This window comes from Pseudomonas sp. Z5-35, from assembly GCF_051131945.1.
Classification (GTDB): Bacteria; Pseudomonadota; Gammaproteobacteria; order Pseudomonadales; family Pseudomonadaceae; genus Aquipseudomonas; species Aquipseudomonas marvdashtae.
This window is the reverse complement of the sequence record NZ_CP071640.1, coordinates 1,356,605-1,372,569: the sequence shown is the minus strand read 5'-3', so window position 1 is coordinate 1,372,569 and position 15,965 is coordinate 1,356,605. Positions and strand designations below refer to the sequence as shown.

General features: G+C 62.2%; 14 protein-coding genes and 1 pseudogene. 7 read left to right on the top strand and 8 right to left on the bottom strand.

Going from position 1 to position 15,965, the window contains the following annotated elements:
• Nucleotides 1–33: 33 nt before the first annotated feature.
• Nucleotides 34–876, bottom strand: coding sequence for a mechanosensitive ion channel family protein (locus J3P95_RS06340; RefSeq protein WP_186635585.1), 843 nt, complete (start codon nt 874–876; stop codon nt 34–36).
• 57 nt (nt 877–933) lie between these two features.
• Complete coding sequence (locus J3P95_RS06335) at nt 934–1,419, bottom strand: YajQ family cyclic di-GMP-binding protein (RefSeq protein WP_186611675.1); 486 nt, start codon at nt 1,417–1,419, stop codon at nt 934–936.
• A gap of 143 nt (nt 1,420–1,562) precedes the next feature.
• On the opposite strand from J3P95_RS06335, the gene J3P95_RS06330 reads away from it, so the two are divergent.
• Genes J3P95_RS06330 through J3P95_RS06320 form a run of 3 tightly spaced genes read left to right on the top strand, consistent with a single transcriptional unit; the run spans nt 1,563 to nt 5,147 of the window.
• A complete protein-coding gene (locus tag J3P95_RS06330; protein WP_434561593.1) occupies nt 1,563–2,480 on the top strand; it encodes a putative 2-dehydropantoate 2-reductase in 918 nt (305 codons plus the stop codon).
• Between the two features lie 46 nt (nt 2,481–2,526).
• The gene (locus J3P95_RS06325) at nt 2,527–4,563 is read left to right on the top strand and encodes a sensor histidine kinase (protein WP_434578236.1); all 2,037 of its coding nucleotides are present in this window, start codon (nt 2,527–2,529) and stop codon (nt 4,561–4,563) included.
• A 2-nt stretch (nt 4,564–4,565) separates the two neighbouring features.
• Nucleotides 4,566–5,147: a cob(I)yrinic acid a,c-diamide adenosyltransferase gene (locus tag J3P95_RS06320; RefSeq protein ID WP_434561589.1), complete on the top strand. Its 582-nt coding sequence runs from the start codon at nt 4,566–4,568 to the stop codon at nt 5,145–5,147.
• A gap of 4 nt (nt 5,148–5,151) precedes the next feature.
• On the opposite strand, the gene J3P95_RS06315 is transcribed toward J3P95_RS06320, so the two are convergent.
• The 4 genes and pseudogenes from J3P95_RS06315 to secA all read right to left on the bottom strand — a co-directional run bounded on the left by J3P95_RS06315 (nt 5,152) and on the right by secA (nt 10,380).
• Entirely contained in the window at nt 5,152–6,096 is a 945-nt protein-coding gene (locus J3P95_RS06315) for a Nudix family hydrolase (RefSeq protein ID WP_434578238.1), read from the bottom strand.
• Nucleotides 6,093–6,209, bottom strand: a pseudogene (locus J3P95_RS06310) (glutathione S-transferase); the annotation flags it as partial. The pseudogene J3P95_RS06310 and the gene J3P95_RS06315, both read right to left, overlap by 4 nt.
• Before the next feature lie 91 nt (nt 6,210–6,300).
• Nucleotides 6,301–7,518, bottom strand: a complete 1,218-nt coding sequence (gene argJ, locus J3P95_RS06305) for a bifunctional glutamate N-acetyltransferase/amino-acid acetyltransferase ArgJ (protein ID WP_434561585.1) — start codon at nt 7,516–7,518, stop codon at nt 6,301–6,303.
• A 120-nt stretch (nt 7,519–7,638) separates the two neighbouring features.
• Nucleotides 7,639–10,380 (bottom strand): preprotein translocase subunit SecA, encoded by a 2,742-nt coding sequence (gene secA, locus J3P95_RS06300; protein ID WP_434561583.1) that lies wholly within the window; start codon nt 10,378–10,380, stop codon nt 7,639–7,641.
• A 309-nt stretch (nt 10,381–10,689) separates the two neighbouring features.
• Between secA and J3P95_RS06295 the strand changes: the two genes are divergently transcribed.
• A complete protein-coding gene (locus J3P95_RS06295) occupies nt 10,690–11,145 on the top strand; it encodes a DUF721 domain-containing protein (protein WP_186611682.1) in 456 nt (151 codons plus the stop codon).
• Between the two features lie 36 nt (nt 11,146–11,181).
• Here J3P95_RS06295 and J3P95_RS06290 read toward each other — a convergent pair whose 3' ends face one another.
• Entirely contained in the window at nt 11,182–12,669 is a 1,488-nt protein-coding gene (locus tag J3P95_RS06290; RefSeq protein WP_434578240.1) for a helicase HerA-like domain-containing protein, read from the bottom strand.
• Between the two features lie 220 nt (nt 12,670–12,889).
• On the opposite strand from J3P95_RS06290, the gene J3P95_RS06285 reads away from it, so the two are divergent.
• From J3P95_RS06285 to J3P95_RS06275, 3 genes are read left to right on the top strand one after another with little or no spacing between them, the layout of a single operon-like run.
• Nucleotides 12,890–13,981, top strand: coding sequence for a glycosyltransferase family 4 protein (locus J3P95_RS06285; RefSeq protein ID WP_434561579.1), 1,092 nt, complete (start codon nt 12,890–12,892; stop codon nt 13,979–13,981).
• A 10-nt stretch (nt 13,982–13,991) separates the two neighbouring features.
• The gene (locus J3P95_RS06280; RefSeq protein ID WP_434578242.1) at nt 13,992–14,765 is read left to right on the top strand and encodes a DUF2334 domain-containing protein; all 774 of its coding nucleotides are present in this window, start codon (nt 13,992–13,994) and stop codon (nt 14,763–14,765) included.
• Nucleotides 14,762–15,757 carry a lysylphosphatidylglycerol synthase transmembrane domain-containing protein gene (locus J3P95_RS06275; RefSeq protein WP_434578244.1) on the top strand — a complete coding sequence of 332 codons (996 nt, stop codon included), beginning with the start codon at nt 14,762–14,764 and terminating at the stop codon, nt 15,755–15,757. Before J3P95_RS06280 ends, J3P95_RS06275 begins: the two co-directional genes overlap by 4 nt.
• A gap of 4 nt (nt 15,758–15,761) precedes the next feature.
• On the opposite strand, the gene J3P95_RS06270 is transcribed toward J3P95_RS06275, so the two are convergent.
• Nucleotides 15,762–15,944, bottom strand: a complete 183-nt coding sequence (locus tag J3P95_RS06270; RefSeq protein ID WP_434561573.1) for a hypothetical protein — start codon at nt 15,942–15,944, stop codon at nt 15,762–15,764.
• Nucleotides 15,945–15,965: the final 21 nt, after the last annotated feature.

Below are 15,965 nucleotides of genomic sequence, written 5' to 3'. Positions count from 1 at the left end.
ACCTGACCATCGCGCCAAGTTATATTTAACTCGTTATTGCGCCGGCCCTTCCTGAACAACCCGAATCACCCGTTGCGGAAACGGAATATCAATGCCCGCATCCTTCAAGCGGTCCCGCGCCTGTTCGTTAAGCATGAACATCACGTTCCAGTAGTCCGCCGTTTTCACCCAGATACGCAGCGACACCGTGATCGAGCTATCGCCTAGGGTGGAAATCACCGCTTCTGGTGCAGGATCGGCCAATACGCGCTCGTCCTTGGCCAACTCCAGTAACACTTCCCGGGCCTTTTGCAGGTCGGCCTGGTAATCCACGCCCACGTCGAACACCACTTTGCGAGTGGGTTGGCGATTGGTGTTGGTGATGATGCCGTTGGACAGGTTGCCGTTGGGCACGATAACGGTCTTGTTGTCACCGGTACGAATGATCGTGTGGAAGATCTGGATGCTGTCGACCGTACCGGCCACGCCTTGGGCTTCGATCCAGTCACCGATGCGAAACGGACGGAACAGCAGGATCAGCACGCCGCCGGCGAAATTCGCCAGGCTGCCCTGCAAGGCCAGGCCGATCGCCAAGCCTGCCGCACCGATGGCCGCGACGAACGAGGTGGTTTCCACGCCGATCATCGACGCGACGCTGACGATCAGTAAAATCTTGAGGATGACGTTCGCCAGGGTGCTGATAAACCCTTGCAATGCCAAGTCGGCATTGCGCAAGGCCAGCAGTGCGCCCAGTTTGCGGGTCAACTTGTTGATCAGCCACCAGCCGATAGCCAGGGTGACGACCGCCAGCAGCACGCGGCTGCCGTACTCCATGATCATCGGTATCCAGGCCTGGGAAGCCTTGACCAGGTGGTCCACTTCAGCGTTCAAGTCCATCTAACTCTCCTTATTCCTGTTGCACGCGGCATGTTGTGTGTTTCCGTATAACGGAGATCAGTCGCGGAAGTTATTGAATTGCAGGGGCATGCCGAATTCCTTCCCGCGCAGCGCGGCGATGGCTTCCTGCAAGTCGTCACGCTTCTTGCCGGTCACGCGCACCTGCTCGCCCTGGATTGCGGCCTGGACCTTGAGCTTGGCGTCCTTGATGTGGGCAACGATCTTCTTCGCCAATTCCTTGTCGATACCTTCCTTGAGCACGGCTTCCTGCTTCATCAGCTTGCCCGAGGCGTAGGCTTCCTTGACCTCCAGGCATTGCACATCGATCTTGCGCTTGACCAGCGCCAGCTTGAGGATTTCGATCATCGCCTCGAGCTGGAACTCGGCCTCGGCGGTCAGGTTGACGGTCAGGTCCTTTTCCTTGAACTCAAAACTGCCCTTGCCCTTGAGGTCATACCGACGGTCGAGTTCCTTGACGGCGTTTTCAACGGCGTTGGTGACTTCGTGTTTGTCCAGTTCGGATACCACGTCGAATGACGGCATGTAGTGTTCTCCAAATAAAAAGGCGCGCCCGTGACAAAGGCGCGCACTTGGCTTGTGGTTAAAATCGGGCTCATTATAACGGGTCTTTTCCCGTCGTTACCGCGAGCCCCTCAGATGCCAGCGCCAAAGCGAGTAAAAAACTGATGTCCACCACCTGGCATGTCCTGGGAGCCGGCAGCCTCGGCACGTTGTGGGCGACGCGCCTGGCCCGGGCCGGCCTGCCGGTGCGGCTGGTGTTGCGCAATGAGCAGCGGTTGCAGGCTTACCGGGCCAGCGGCGGCCTGACGCTGGTGGAACAGGGCCAGGCGCAGTGTTACCCGGTGCCCGGCGAAACCGCGCAAAGCCCCGAACCCATCCAGCGCTTGCTGCTGGCTTGCAAGGCCTATGACGCGCAAGCGGCGGTGGCTTCGGTCGCCCATCGACTGAGTGCCGAGACGGAACTGATCCTGCTGCAGAACGGCCTCGGCAGCCAGGATGCGGTGGCGAACCGCGTCCCCCTGGCTCGCTGCATCTGCGCCTCGAGCACCGAAGGCGCGTTCCGCGACGGTGACTGGCGCGTGGTGTTCGCCGGCCATGGCTACACCTGGCTGGGCGACCCCGCGCACCCGGTGGCGCCAGTCTGGCTAGATGACCTGAGCGCTGCTGGCATCCCCCATGAATGGAGCGCCGATATTCTCACTCGCCTGTGGCGCAAACTGGCCCTCAACTGTGCGATCAATCCGCTCACCGTGCTGCACCATTGCAAGAACGGCGGCTTGCAGGAACACCACTGCGAAGTGGCAACCTTGTGCGCGGAACTGACCGACCTGCTCGAACGCTGCGGCCAGCCCGCGGCGGCCGAAGACTTACCGGCCGAAGTCGAACGGGTCATCCAGGCCACCGCTCAGAACTATTCGTCGATGTACCAGGATGTCGCCAACCAGCGCCGCACCGAAATCAGCTACCTGCTCGGCCATGCCTGCGCGGTCGCACAACGTCATGGGGTGGCCGTGCCGCATCTTGAACAAATGCGCCAACGCCTGATTGCCCACTTGGACAACCTCGGATTGCCCAGCGACTGAGCAGCGGCTACGCTGGCCCACGTGTTCCTTTTTAGCGACGAGTCAGATGCCATTGCGCCAGCGCCTTGAAAACCTCCCGGTCGGCCAGAAACTGCTGGCGGCCCTGTTGGTATTGTTGACCACCGTTTTGCTGGTGGCGAACCTGACCTTCATCAGCGCGGCCTACTACATTTCCCAGGAAAGCATGGCCCCGCAGGCCTTGCAGACCATCGGCCGGCTGGTGGCCAACCCGAGCCTGATCTCCGACGCGTTGCAGTCGCCGCAAAGCGCCCAGCGCCTGCTCGATGAACTCAACAGTTACGCGCCCCTGCGGGCAGCGGCGCTGTATGACGGTCGGGGTGAACGCCTGGCCGAGTTGCAACAGGGCGAAAAGCTCAGGTTGCCGGAACACTTTCGCCATATGCAAACCTGGCAGGCCGGGGAATTTCGTAGCAACCAAGTCATCACCCTGCCCCGTCCCGGCACCCAACCCGGCCATTTGTTGCTGGTCGCCAGCAGCGAGTTGCCCACCGCCTTCTACACCGGCACCCTGACCGCCAGCCTCGGCATCCTGATTTTCAGCGTGCTGCTGTGGTTGCTCATTGCCCAGCAGATCAAGCGGCTGATTACCCAGCCGATCCACCAACTCGAAGAACTGTCGCGCCAGGTTACCCGCGAGGAAAACTATTCCCTGCGGGCCGGCCGTGGCAACCATGACGAGATCGGCAGCCTGGCCGAGGCGTTCAACACCATGCTGTCGCGTATCGAAGCCCGGGAGCAGCAGCTCAAGCGCGCCCGGGACGATTCCCAGGCGGCTTATGACCAGGCCCAGGGCCTGGCGGAAGAAACCCGCCACACCAACCGCAAGCTGGAGCTGGAAGTCCAGGTGCGCAGCAAGATCGAGAAAAAGCTCACGGGCTTTCAGAACTACCTCAACAGCATCATCGACTCCATGCCGTCGGCGCTGATCGCCCTCGACGAACAACTCTATGTCACCCAATGGAACCAGGAAGCCAGCGCCCTTTCCGGCACTCGGCTGGACGAGGCGTTGAACCAGCCGATCTTCCTCGCCTTCGAACCGCTCAAGCCCTATCTGCCACAGCTCAAGCAGACGGTCGAGCAGCACACGGTCGCCAAGATCGAGCGCGTCACCTGGACCAAGGACGATGAAGCCAAGCACTACGCCCTGACTTTCTATCCGTTGATGGGCGGCGCCGGACGGGGCGTGGTGATCCGCATCGACGACATCACCCAGCGCCTGTCGCTGGAGGAAATGATGGTGCAATCGGAGAAAATGCTCTCGGTGGGTGGCCTCGCAGCGGGCATGGCCCATGAAATCAACAACCCACTGGGGGCGATCCTGCACAACGTGCAGAACATCCGCCGACGCCTGTCGGCCGAACTGCCCAAGAACCTCGAACAGGCCGAACAGTTGGGGATCGACTTGCCGGTGGTCAATCGCTACCTGCAAAGCCGGGAGATCCCGCAGTTGCTCGATGGCATCCAGCAGGCCGGCGCCCGCGCCGCCAAAATCGTCACCCACATGCTCAGCTTCAGCCGGCGCAGCACCCGGCAAATGGCGCCCTGCGACCTGCCGGCGCTGATCGACCAGGCGGTGGAGATCGCCGGCAACGACTTCGACCTGGCGATTGGTTTCGACTTCAAAGGCCAGGCGATCACCCGCCAGTTCGACCCGAACCTGGGCCCGGTGCCCGGCACGGCCAACGAATTGGAGCAGGTGCTGCTGAACCTGTTGAAGAACGCCGCCCAGGCCATTCACCAGCGCCAGGACGACGGCGAGCCCGGCCGCATCATCTTGCGTACCCGGCTGAACCCGCCGTGGGCGCAAATCCAGGTCGAGGACAATGGCATCGGCATGAGCGAAAACGTGCGCAAACGCACCTTCGAACCGTTCTTCACTACCAAGGAAATCGGCCAGGGTACGGGGCTCGGGCTGTCAGTGTCGTATTTCATCATTACCAACAACCACAAGGGCCAGATGGAAGTGCAATCAACGCCGGGCCAAGGCACTTGCTTCACCTTGCGCCTGCCCCTGGCGGGCACTTCGATGGTGGCGCAAGAACACAAGCAAGTGGAGCGCTGAACATGGGTTTTCGCCTGTCGAAGATATACACCCGCACCGGTGACAAAGGTGAAACCGGGCTGGGCGATGGCCGCCGCGTAGCGAAGGACCATCCACGGGTCGAGGCCATCGGCGAAGTGGATACGTTGAACAGCCAGTTGGGGTTGCTGCTGGCCGGGCTGGCCAATGAAATGGGCCAGTATCCGGCACTGGAGGAACTCGTCGAAGTGCTGGCGCCCTGTCAGCACCGGTTGTTCGACCTGGGTGGCGAGCTGGCGATGCCGGCGTATCAAGCACTGGATATGGCGGAAGTCGAACGCCTGGAAGCGGCCATCGACGTGTGGAACGACGAACTGGGGCCGTTGGAGAACTTCATCCTGCCCGGTGGCTCGACCTTGATAGCCCAGGCCCATGTGTGCCGGAGCCTGGCCCGCAGCGCGGAGCGCCGTTGCCAACAGCTGAACGCCATGGAGCCGCTGGCGGGGCCGGGGCTGGCCTATATCAATCGGTTATCGGACCTGCTGTTCGTAGCGGCGCGGATCATTGCCCGTCGGCAGGGAATTGCAGAAGTGCTGTGGCAGGCGGCAGCCAAGCCTGCGCACTGATCACTCACGCCTCAGGCCAGAACGCCCGAATCCCCGCCACGCCCTGGGCCCCGGCCGCCCAGGCTTTCTGCTGTTCGCCAGGCCCGACCCCGCCCAGCAAATAAACGGGTTTATCGAACCCGTCGATCAACCGCGCCGCCTCTTCCCACCCCAACGGCTGTGCATCCGGATGGGTCTGGGTCGGCTGTACGGGCGACAGTGTCACGAAGTCCACGTCCATCTGCTGCGCCATGGATAATTCCTCTGCGTTGTGACAAGAAGCCGCCAGCCAGCGATCCTTGCCGAACGGTCGGCCGGCCGCCGCGTGCTTGCGCAGTTGCGCGGCGGTGATGTGCCAGCCAGCGGAGGGGAAATCGCCCAACCATTCAAACGGCCCGTTGAGCATCAACTGGGCCTTGCCCGCACAAAGCCCTGCGGCATCCACCGCCAGGTCGCGGTATTTCGGGTCATAGCCGTTAGGCGCGCGCAGCTGGACCAACTTGATCCCGCCGGCGATAGCTTTCTGCAGGCCACGCAGCAGGGCTGGGGTTTCCAGGCCCTCTGGGGTAATCAGGTACTCGCCCGGCAATCGGGCCGCCGCGACGATTGGCTGATTGGCCGCCGGAAACTCATAGTTCGCAAGCTCCCGAGTGGTCACCCAGGCCAGCGGTTGTCCTTCGGCACCATGGGGCTCGCCGGTGAAGGTCGAGACTTCCCAGACATCCAGCAACACCTGTTTGTCCGGGTAATCGTGACGCACCTTGATCAGCGGTCGGGCAGCGCCGACGACGATGCCCAGCTCTTCATGTAGTTCGCGGGCCAGGGCCGTTTCAACGGATTCATCCGCCTCGACCTTGCCTCCGGGAAACTCCCACAGGCCACCTTGATGCTGGGAATCGGCCCGTCGGGCAATCAGGATCTTGCCGCTGGCGTCACGAATGACCGCCGCCGCTACGTGTACTCGTTTCACCGCGCCACTTCCTCCAGACCAGCCTGCAGCCAAGCCTTGAATGCCGGCCATTGATAAAGGGTTTCGACGTAGTCCGCGTCGACTTCCGGCAATTGCACATGATACGTGCGCAGGGACCAGGAGAAAATGCGCTTGTCGCCAATGATCAGGTGCAGGCTCATGTGATTCCTTACTCGCGTTGGGAGCAGCTCGGTCCCGAGCGGTTTAAGTCCGGTACTCAGCGTTGATCTTCACGTACTCGTGGGACAGGTCGGTGGTCCAGATCGTTTCGCTGCAATCGCCACGTCCCAGTTCGATGCGGATGGTGATTTCTTCCTGCTGCATCACCGCCGCGCCTTGGGCTTCGGTATAGGTGGAGGCGCGGGCGCCTTTGCTGGCGATGCAGACGTCACCGAGGAACACGTCGATCTTGCTCACGTCCAGCTCCGGCACGCCGGCCCGGCCGACGGCGGCGAGGATCCGGCCCCAGTTCGGGTCGGAGGCAAACAATGCGGTCTTGATCAGTGGCGAATGCGCGACGGTGTAGCCGACGTCCAGGCATTCCTGGTGATTGCCACCGCCGTTGACCTGCACGGTCACGAATTTGGTCGCGCCTTCGCCGTCACGGACGATTGCCTGGGCCACTTCCATGCACACTTCGAACACGGCCTGCTTCAAGGCTGCGAACAGCGGACCGCTGGCTTCGGTGACCTCCGGCAGGTTGGCCTTGCCCGTGGCGATCAACATGCAGCAGTCATTGGTGGAGGTGTCGCCGTCGATGGTGATGCGGTTGAACGACTTGTTCGCGCCGTCGAGCATCAGGTCTTGCAGCACCTGGCGCGAGACCTTGGCGTCGGTGGCGATGTAGCCGAGCATGGTCGCCATGTTCGGGCGGATCATGCCCGCGCCTTTGCTGATGCCAGTCACGGTAACGGTCACGCCGTCGTGCTGGAACTGGCGGCTCGCACCCTTGGGCAGGGTGTCGGTGGTCATGATGCCGGTGGCGGCAGCCGCCCAGTTGTTTTCCGAGAGGTCATCGAGGGCGGCCTGCAACGCGCCTTCGATCTTCTCGACTGGCAGCGGCTCGCCGATCACGCCGGTAGAGTAAGGCAGCACCTGGCTGGCATCGACGCCAGTCAGTTCGGCCAACTTGGCGCACGTGCGCTCGGCGGCGGCCAGGCCTGGCGCGCCCGTGCCGGCGTTGGCGTTGCCGGTGTTGGTCAGCAGATAACGCACCGGTCCTTGCACGCGCTGCTTGGCCAGGATGACCGGCGCGGCGCAAAAGGCATTGAGGGTGAACACGCCGGCCACCGTCGAGCCTTCGGCGCAACGCATGACCACGACATCCTTGCGCCCGGGGCGCTTGATGCCCGCCGAGGCGATACCGAGTTCAAAACCGGCAACCGGGTGCAACGTTGGCAACGGACCAAGACCAACAGCCATGAATGCGCTCCTAAATTAGATGTCTATCGACGCCGCCTTTTCAGGACGGCGAATCAAATGGCAAAACGCCGCGGCAGGGAAAACCTGCCGCGGCGCGGGTCGTTCAGCGTTGAAACGGGTTTATTGGATCTGCCCGTGGCAATGCTTGTATTTCTTGCCCGAACCGCAATAGCACAGTTCGTTGCGGCCCAACTTCTGTTCGTTGCGTACCGGCGTGGTTGCCAAGGCGACATCCACATCGACACCCTCTTCCATCGCCTGGACGACTTCCAGGCCTGGGGCTTCGGCGTGTTCGAACTGCATGCGCGCGGCCAGGGCTTCGGCTTCCTGGCGCAGGCGGGCTTCCTCTTCGACCGGGTCTTCGCGACGAACCTGGACATGGGACAGGACCCGGATCGAGTCGCGCTTGATCGAATCCAGCAGCTCGGAGAACAGCGTGAAGGACTCGCGCTTGTACTCCTGCTTCGGATTCTTCTGGGCGTAGCCGCGCAGGTGGATACCGTGACGCAGGTGGTCCATGGTCGACAGGTGGTCTTTCCACAGGTCGTCGAGGACGCGCAGCACAATCTGCTTCTCGAAGGAACGCAGTGCCTCGGCGCCGGCCTGGTCTTCCTTCTCGTTGTACGCGGCGATCAGTTCGGCCAGCAGCTTCTCGCGCAGGGTTTCTTCGTACAGCTTGTCATCTTCATCGAGCCACTGCTGGATCGGCAACGACACGCCGAAATCGCTGCGCAGGGAGGCTTCCAGGCCCGCGACGTCCCACTGTTCCGGCAGCGATTGCGGTGGAATGTGCGCGCTGATGGTCGCGTCGAGCGCTTCGCGGCGGAAGTCGGAAATGGTTTCGCCAATGTCATCAGCGGCCAACAGGGTGTTGCGCATGTGATAGATCACTTTGCGCTGCTCGTTGTTGACGTCGTCGAACTCCAGCAATTGCTTGCGGATATCGAAGTTGCGGCCTTCGACCTTGCGCTGCGCCTTCTCGATGGCGTTGGTCACCATCCGGTGCTCGATCGCCTCGCCCGGCTGCATGCCAAGGGCCTTCATGAAATTCTTCACCCGGTCAGAGGCGAAGATGCGCATCAGGCTGTCTTCCAGCGACAGGTAGAAACGGCTGGAGCCGGCGTCACCCTGGCGACCGGCACGGCCGCGCAGCTGGTTGTCAATACGGCGCGATTCGTGACGCTCGGAAGCGATCACCTGTAATCCGCCGGATTCGAGTACCTGTTGGTGGCGCTTCTGCCAGTCGGCCTTGATCTGCGCGATCTGCTCGGGGGTCGGGTTTTCCAGGGAAGCCACTTCCACTTCCCAGTTGCCGCCCAGCAGGATGTCGGTACCACGGCCGGCCATGTTGGTAGCGATGGTCAACGCACCCGGGCGACCGGCCTGGGCGATGATCTCGGCTTCCTTCTCGTGGAACTTGGCGTTGAGGACCTTGTGCTCGATGCCTTCCTTGTTGAGCAGGGCAGACATGTGCTCGGAGGTCTCGATGGTGGCGGTACCCACCAGGATCGGACGGCCCTGGGCCATGCCTTCCTTGATGTCATTGATGATCGCCGCGTATTTCTCTTCGGCGGTCAGGAACACCAGGTCGTTGTAGTCTTTACGCGCCAGTGGCTTGTTCGGCGGAATCACCACCACTTGCAGGCCGTAGATCTGGTGGAATTCGAACGCCTCGGTGTCAGCGGTACCGGTCATGCCGGACAGCTTGTTGTACAGGCGGAAGTAGTTCTGGAAGGTGGTCGAGGCCAGGGTCTGGCTTTCAGCCTGGATGTTCAGGCCTTCCTTGGCTTCGATGGCCTGGTGCAGGCCTTCGGACAAGCGACGGCCCGGCATGGTGCGACCGGTGTGTTCATCCACCAGCACGACCTGGCCGTCCTGCACGATGTACTCGACGTTGCGATGGAACAGCTTGTGGGCACGCAGGCCGGCGTAGACGTGGGTCAGCAGCCCCAGGTTGTGCGCCGAATACAGGCTCTCGCCTTCGGCCAGCAGGCCGACGCGGGTCAGCATTTCCTCGACGAACTGGTGACCGGCTTCGTTGAGCTCGACCTGACGGGTCTTTTCGTCGACGGTGTAGTGCCCGGCCTGGGTCACTTCGCCTTCGACTTCCTCAACGTGCAAGGTGAGCTGCGGGATCAGCTTGTTGATCTCGATGTACAGCTTGGAGCTGTCCTCGGCCTGACCGGAAATGATCAGCGGGGTACGGGCTTCGTCGATGAGGATGGAGTCGACTTCATCGATCACGGCAAAGTTGAGTTCACGCTGGAATTTTTCATCCATGCTGAACGCCATGTTGTCGCGCAGGTAGTCGAAACCGAATTCGTTGTTGGTGCCGTAGGTGATGTCCGAGGCGTAGGCGGCACGCTTCTCTTCTGGCGGCTGGAACGGTATGACCACGCCAACGGTCAGGCCGAGGAATTCGTAGAGCGGGCGCATCCAGTTGGCGTCGCGGCGGGCCAGGTAGTCGTTGACCGTCACCACGTGCACGCCCTTGCCGGACAATGCGTTGAGGTACACCGCCAAGGTGGCCACGAGGGTCTTGCCTTCACCGGTGCGCATTTCGGCGATCTTGCCTTCGTGCAAGGTCATGCCGCCGATCAACTGGACGTCGAAGTGACGCATGCCCATGACCCGCTTGCCTGCTTCGCGGCAGACCGCAAAGGCTTCGGGCAGGAGTTGGTCAAGGGTCTCGCCCTTGGCGAAGCGGTCCTTGAATTCGGCAGTCTTGGCGCGTAACTGATCGTCCGAAAGGGCCACCATTTGCTCTTCGAAGGCATTGACAGTCTGTACCGTCTTGAGCATGCGTTTGACTTCACGCTCGTTCTTGCTTCCAAAAAGTTTCTTTAACAAAGGCGCAAACATATCGGCAGGATCTTCCACACTAAAGGGATGGAGGGCGGCCCCATGAGTCGCCCGTGCAGCCCTCATGGCCGCATGCGAACGAGCATTCTACCCGGAAACGATGGTGAGGAAAGTGGCGTTATTCCACGATGCTGGCACAGCGCTGTGACGGGGCTTCCCTAAAATAAGGGCTTTTGCGCGAACTTCAACCCACAAAACGCAGAAGTTACTGATTGATTGTGCAGGTAAAATGCCGCTCGGCAGCTGCGCCCGGAGCGCATCGGACGCTTTCTGCTACCATGGCGCCTCTGTCACTTGTGGTATTCATTCATGGCCTTCCGCCCTCTTCCAGCCAAGGCGCCCGCCGTGCTCCTGCGCGAAGCCAAACCGCTGAAAGCGATCTTCGGCCACGCCAAGCGCCTGGGCCACCTGCAACGGCTGCTGGACAGTCAGCTGCAGCCGGCCGCACGCGAGCATTGCCACGTGGCGTCATGGCGCGAAGGCAGTTTGCTGCTGATCGTCACCGACGGCCACTGGGCCACGCGCTTGCGTTACCAGCAAAAGCGCCTGCTGCGTCAATTGCAGGTTTTCGATGAGTTCGCCAACCTGACGCGGATCCTGTTCAAGGTTCAGCCACCCACCGTACAGGCCGCCGTCAAGGGCCATACGCTGGACCTGTCCACCGATGCGGCCGCGACCATCCAGGCCACGGCCGAAGGCATCAGCGATCCCAAGCTGCGGGCGGCGCTGGAGCGATTGGCGGCGCACGCCAAACCCAAGGACTGAGTATTCTGGGCGCCTGTCCCTCAGCTTGCGCCCTGACTAGCGGCGCTTGCTGCCTCCCAGCAACGACCCCATCAACCCACGTACCAGTTGCCGACCCAGTTGGTTGGCTGCCTGGCGCATTGCCGATTTCAACGCCTGGCCGGCCGCGGTGCCGAGGAACTCACCGGCCTTTTCGGTAAAGCTCGGCTCTTGCGCGGTCGGTTTTCCCGGCGCCGCTTCGGCCTGCGGTTCCAACCCCTTGCGCCCCATCAGCACTTCATAGGCAGACTCGCGGTCGATGGGTTTGTCATAGCGCCCCTGCAACGCTGAGCCGGCGATGAGTGCGACGCGCTCGGCCTCGGTCAGCGGCCCGATGCGCGACTGCGGCGGCGCCACCAGCACGCGCTGGACCATTTCCGGCGTGCCTTTTTCTTGCAAGGTGCCCACCAGGGCCTCGCCGATGCCCAGCTCAGTCAGCACCGACAAGGCATCGAATTGTGGGTTCGGTCGAAAACCGTCCGCCACCGCCCGCAGGGATTTCTGCTCCTTGGCGGTAAACGCCCGCAAGCCGTGCTGGATGCGCAGCCCCAACTGCGCCAGCACGTCGTCCGGCAAGTCGCCTGGCGACTGGGTCACGAAATACACCCCGACGCCCTTGGAGCGAATCAGCCGCACCACTTGTTCCAGCCGCTCCTGCAACGCCTTGGGCGTACCGGCAAATAACAAATGCGCCTCGTCGAAAAACAGCGCCAGCAGGGGTTTATCCGCGTCGCCGCGCTCGGGCAGTTGTTCGAACAGCTCGGCCAACAACCACAACAGGAACGTCGCGTAGACCTTGGGTGCCTCATGGACCAGGCGACTGGCGTCCAGCAGATGAATCCGGCCGCGGCCATCACTGGCCGGTTGCAGGATGTCTTCGAGTTGCAACGCCGGCTCGCCGAACAGCGCATCCGCGCCTTGCTGCTCCAGCGTCGACAAGCGTCGCATCAAGGCCTGGCTAGAGCCGGTGGTCATCAAGGCCGCATCGTCGCCGAGCAGCTCGGGATTGTCCTTGAGGTGATTGAGCAGCGCCTTCAAGTCCTTGAGGTCCAGCAGCAACAGCCCCTCGCGGTCGGCCACCTTGAACGCCGCGTACAACGCCGCTTGCTGGCTGTCCGTCAGCTCCAGCAGGCTACCGAGCAGCAACGGCCCCATTTCACTCAAGGTCGTGCGCAACGGATGACCGGATTGGCCGTGGATATCCCACAAGGTCACCGGGTAGGCCTGGGGCGTGTGGCCGAGCCAGGGCATGCCAGCGATGCGCTCGGCGATCTTGCCTTGGGGATTGCCGGCGGCACCGAGGCCACATAGATCGCCCTTGATGTCCGCTGCGAATACCGCCACGCCGGCATCGCTGAACATCTCGGCCAGGCGTTGCAAGGTGACCGTCTTGCCCGTGCCGGTGGCCCCCGCCACCAAACCATGTCGGTTCGCCAGGCGCATGGCCTGGGCCACGGGTTGGCCGGCAAGGTCGGCCCCGATGATGAGTTGCGATGAGTCAGGCATTTGGTCACCCGTGATGTTTGCGATATGACGTCATTTTGCACGCTTATATAAAAGCATGCCCGGGACATTAAGACCCTGGCGCTGGAAACAAAAACATCGTCACGTCTGATGCCGTATCGCTACGTCACCACAACCCAACCGAACATCTATTCTTACTAAAGGTCAACAAGGGAGAACACAGACCGGAGGGACGTTCATCGTGCATATAGCGGACATCACCATGTTCTACGCCCCCGCCAGCGGCGGCGTGCGCACTTATCTGGATGCCAAGCACCGGCGCCTGGGCAATCGGCCCGGCATACGCCACAGCCTCCTGATACCCGGTGCGCATTTGAGCGAGCAGGACGGCATCTACAAGGTTCCAGCCCCTCCCCTGCCCTTCGGCAAGGGCTACCGCTTCCCGCTTCGCCTGGCCCCGTGGCGTAATGTCCTGCGCGACCTGCAACCGGATCTGATTGAAGTCGGCGACCCCTATCTCACCGCCTGGGCTGCCCTGGATGCCCGGCGGCAGCTTGACGTCCCCGTGATCGGTTTCTATCACTCCGACCTGCCCCTGCTGGTGAGCAACCGCATGGGGAACTGGTTCACGCCCAACATCGAAGCCTATGTCAGCAAGTTGTACGGCAACTTCGACCGGGTATTGGCGCCGAGCCAGGTCATGGCCGATAAGTTGACCGGGCTGGGCGTCAGGAATGTCCATGTGCAGCCTCTGGGTGTGGACCTGCAAACCTTCAACCCTGCCGCTCGAGACCCGGAACTGCGGGCCGAGCTGGGCATCGCCGAAGACGCGCGGCTGTTGATTTTCGCCGGTCGCGGCTCCAAGGAAAAAAACCTGCCGGTGCTGCTCAAGTGCATGCAACGCCTGGGCGAGCGCTATCACCTGTTGCTGGTGGGCTCTTCGATGCCCGCCCTGGTGCCGGACAATGTCACGGTGATCGACGAGTTCTGCCCGGCGCCGCAAGTCGCCCGGCTGATGGCCAGTGCCGACGCGCTGCTGCATGCCGGCGACCAGGAGACGTTCGGCCTGGTCATCCTCGAAGCGATGGCCAGCGGCATTCCGGTGGTGGCGGTAGCGGCGGGCGCGTTCAGCGAAATCGTCCAGCAAGAGTGCGGCCTGTTATGTACGCCCAACAATCCACAAGCCATGGCCAATGCGGTGCGCCAACTGTTCGCCGAGGGCTGTCAGCAGCGCGGCGCAAGGGCACGCCGCCACGTAGAACGTCATTACGCTTGGGATTCGGTGGTCAACAGCCTGTTGGGCCACTACTACAGTGTGCTGGGCGCAGAGATGCCACTGCTGGCAAACGGTTGAGGTCAACCCCATGGCGATGACCCCTTCACCCAGCCTGTTGCTGGTGCTTCATGACGTCGCACCGCAGACCTGGCCCGACTACCAGCCCTTCGTCGAAGCCGTCGACGCCCTCGGCCAAGTGCCGATGACCTGGCTGGTGGTGCCGGATTTCCACCATGCCAACGCTCTGGACAATCATCCGGGCTTCAGACGCTTGCTCGACAGCCGTGTCGAACGCGGCGACGAACTGGTCTTGCATGGTTACTACCATTGCGACGACGGCCCGCCCGCCGCTCATCCCAAGGACTGGTTCATGCGTCGGATCTATACCCATGAAGGCGAGTTCTACCACTTGTCCGAGGAAGCCGCCCTCACCCGTCTGCACGCAGGCGTTGAACTCTTCCAGCGCTATCAATGGCCGCTGGAAGGCTTTGTCGCGCCCGCCTGGTTGATGAGTGAGGGCACCCGCCGTGCCTTACGCCAGTTGCCCCTGAGTTATACCAGCGACACCCAGCACCTTTACCACTTGCCGGACTTCACCCAGGTCGATGCCCCCGGCCTGGTCTGGAGCGCTCGGAGTGCCTGGCGCCGGGGCCTGTCGAAAATCATCAGCGATCAGCGCCAACAGCGTTGGCGCCAGGCACCGGTGATTCGGCTGGGCCTGCACCCGGTGGATATGCGTCACGACTTTTCCCGCGACTATTGGCTGCAGACCCTGGAACGTCTGCTCGAAGATGGCCGGGTGCCGATGACCAAGGCCGGCTGGCTGGCAACCCAGGGCCTGCGGGTCAGCAGCGCCGCATGAAACGCTTGATATGGCTGGGCGCCGCCCTGCTCACGGCGTTGCTGGTTCCGATGTTGTTGGGCGGCGGCGAGATGTGGTCACGCGTGCAGCGCTTTCCGCTGTCGTTGTTGCTGATCATGCTTGGCATGATCGTGCTCTGCTGGGGCCTGAACTCGGTGCGCCTGCGCCTGTTGCTGGGTGAACATCGAGGACGCATTGGCGGGCTCAAGAGCATTGGCGTGGTGATGTCCACCGAGTTCGCCATGTGCGCGACACCCGGCGGCAGTGGCGGCCCGTTGACGCTGATGGCGCTGCTGGCGCGCAACGGCGTGCGTCCGGCCCATGGCAGCGCGGTGTTTGCGATGGATCAGTTGAGCGACCTGCTGTTCTTCCTCTGCGCCTTGCTGGGCATTCTGTTCTACGCCTTGTTCCAGAATCTCAGCCAGCGCATGGAATGGATGCTCGCACTGAGCGCGATTTCGTTGTTCGGCGGGCTTCTCTGCTGCGCGCTGGTAGCTCGCTATCATCGGCGGCTAATTCTGCTGGGGGCGCGGCTGCTGCGTCATCTGAGGGTGAAATCCACGACCCGTCGGCGCTGGGGTCGCAAGATCCTGAATTTCCTGGCGGCCTTTACCGATACCCTGAAATTGCCTCGGCAGACGCTTTTCCAGGTGTTCGGCCTGACGTGCCTGCACTGGGCCTTGCGCTACAGCGTGTTGTACCTGGCATTGAGAGGGTTGGGAGCGGACTTGCAGTGGGCCTGGAGTTTTCTCATCCAGATGCTGTCCCTCAGCGCGGGGCAGTTCAGCCTGCTACCGGGCGGCGCAGGGGCGGCAGAGCTGACCTCAGCGGCGTTGCTGGCGCCCATGGTGGGCAAATCCACCGCCGCGGCGGCGATCCTGATCTGGCGGGCGGTCACCTATTACTTTTATCTAGTGGCCGGCGGACCGGTGTTCTTCCTGATGGTCGGACGCCCCTTGATCAAGAAACTGATCAGGCTCCGGCAGGCCTGACAGTTCAACGCTTGCGTTCAGGATCGTCTGGCGGTGACGGCTTTTGCAGCGTTTCCCACAGCTGGGCGGCGTCGGGGAATTCCGTGCCGTCTTCCGGCCCCAGCGCTTCGGGATCGTAACGACTCAGGCAGCCCTCGCCCACCGTAGCCGGGGCTTTGGCGGTGGCTTTGTCCAAGGGATCGGTCATTGCTATTGCTCCCTCGAAGTC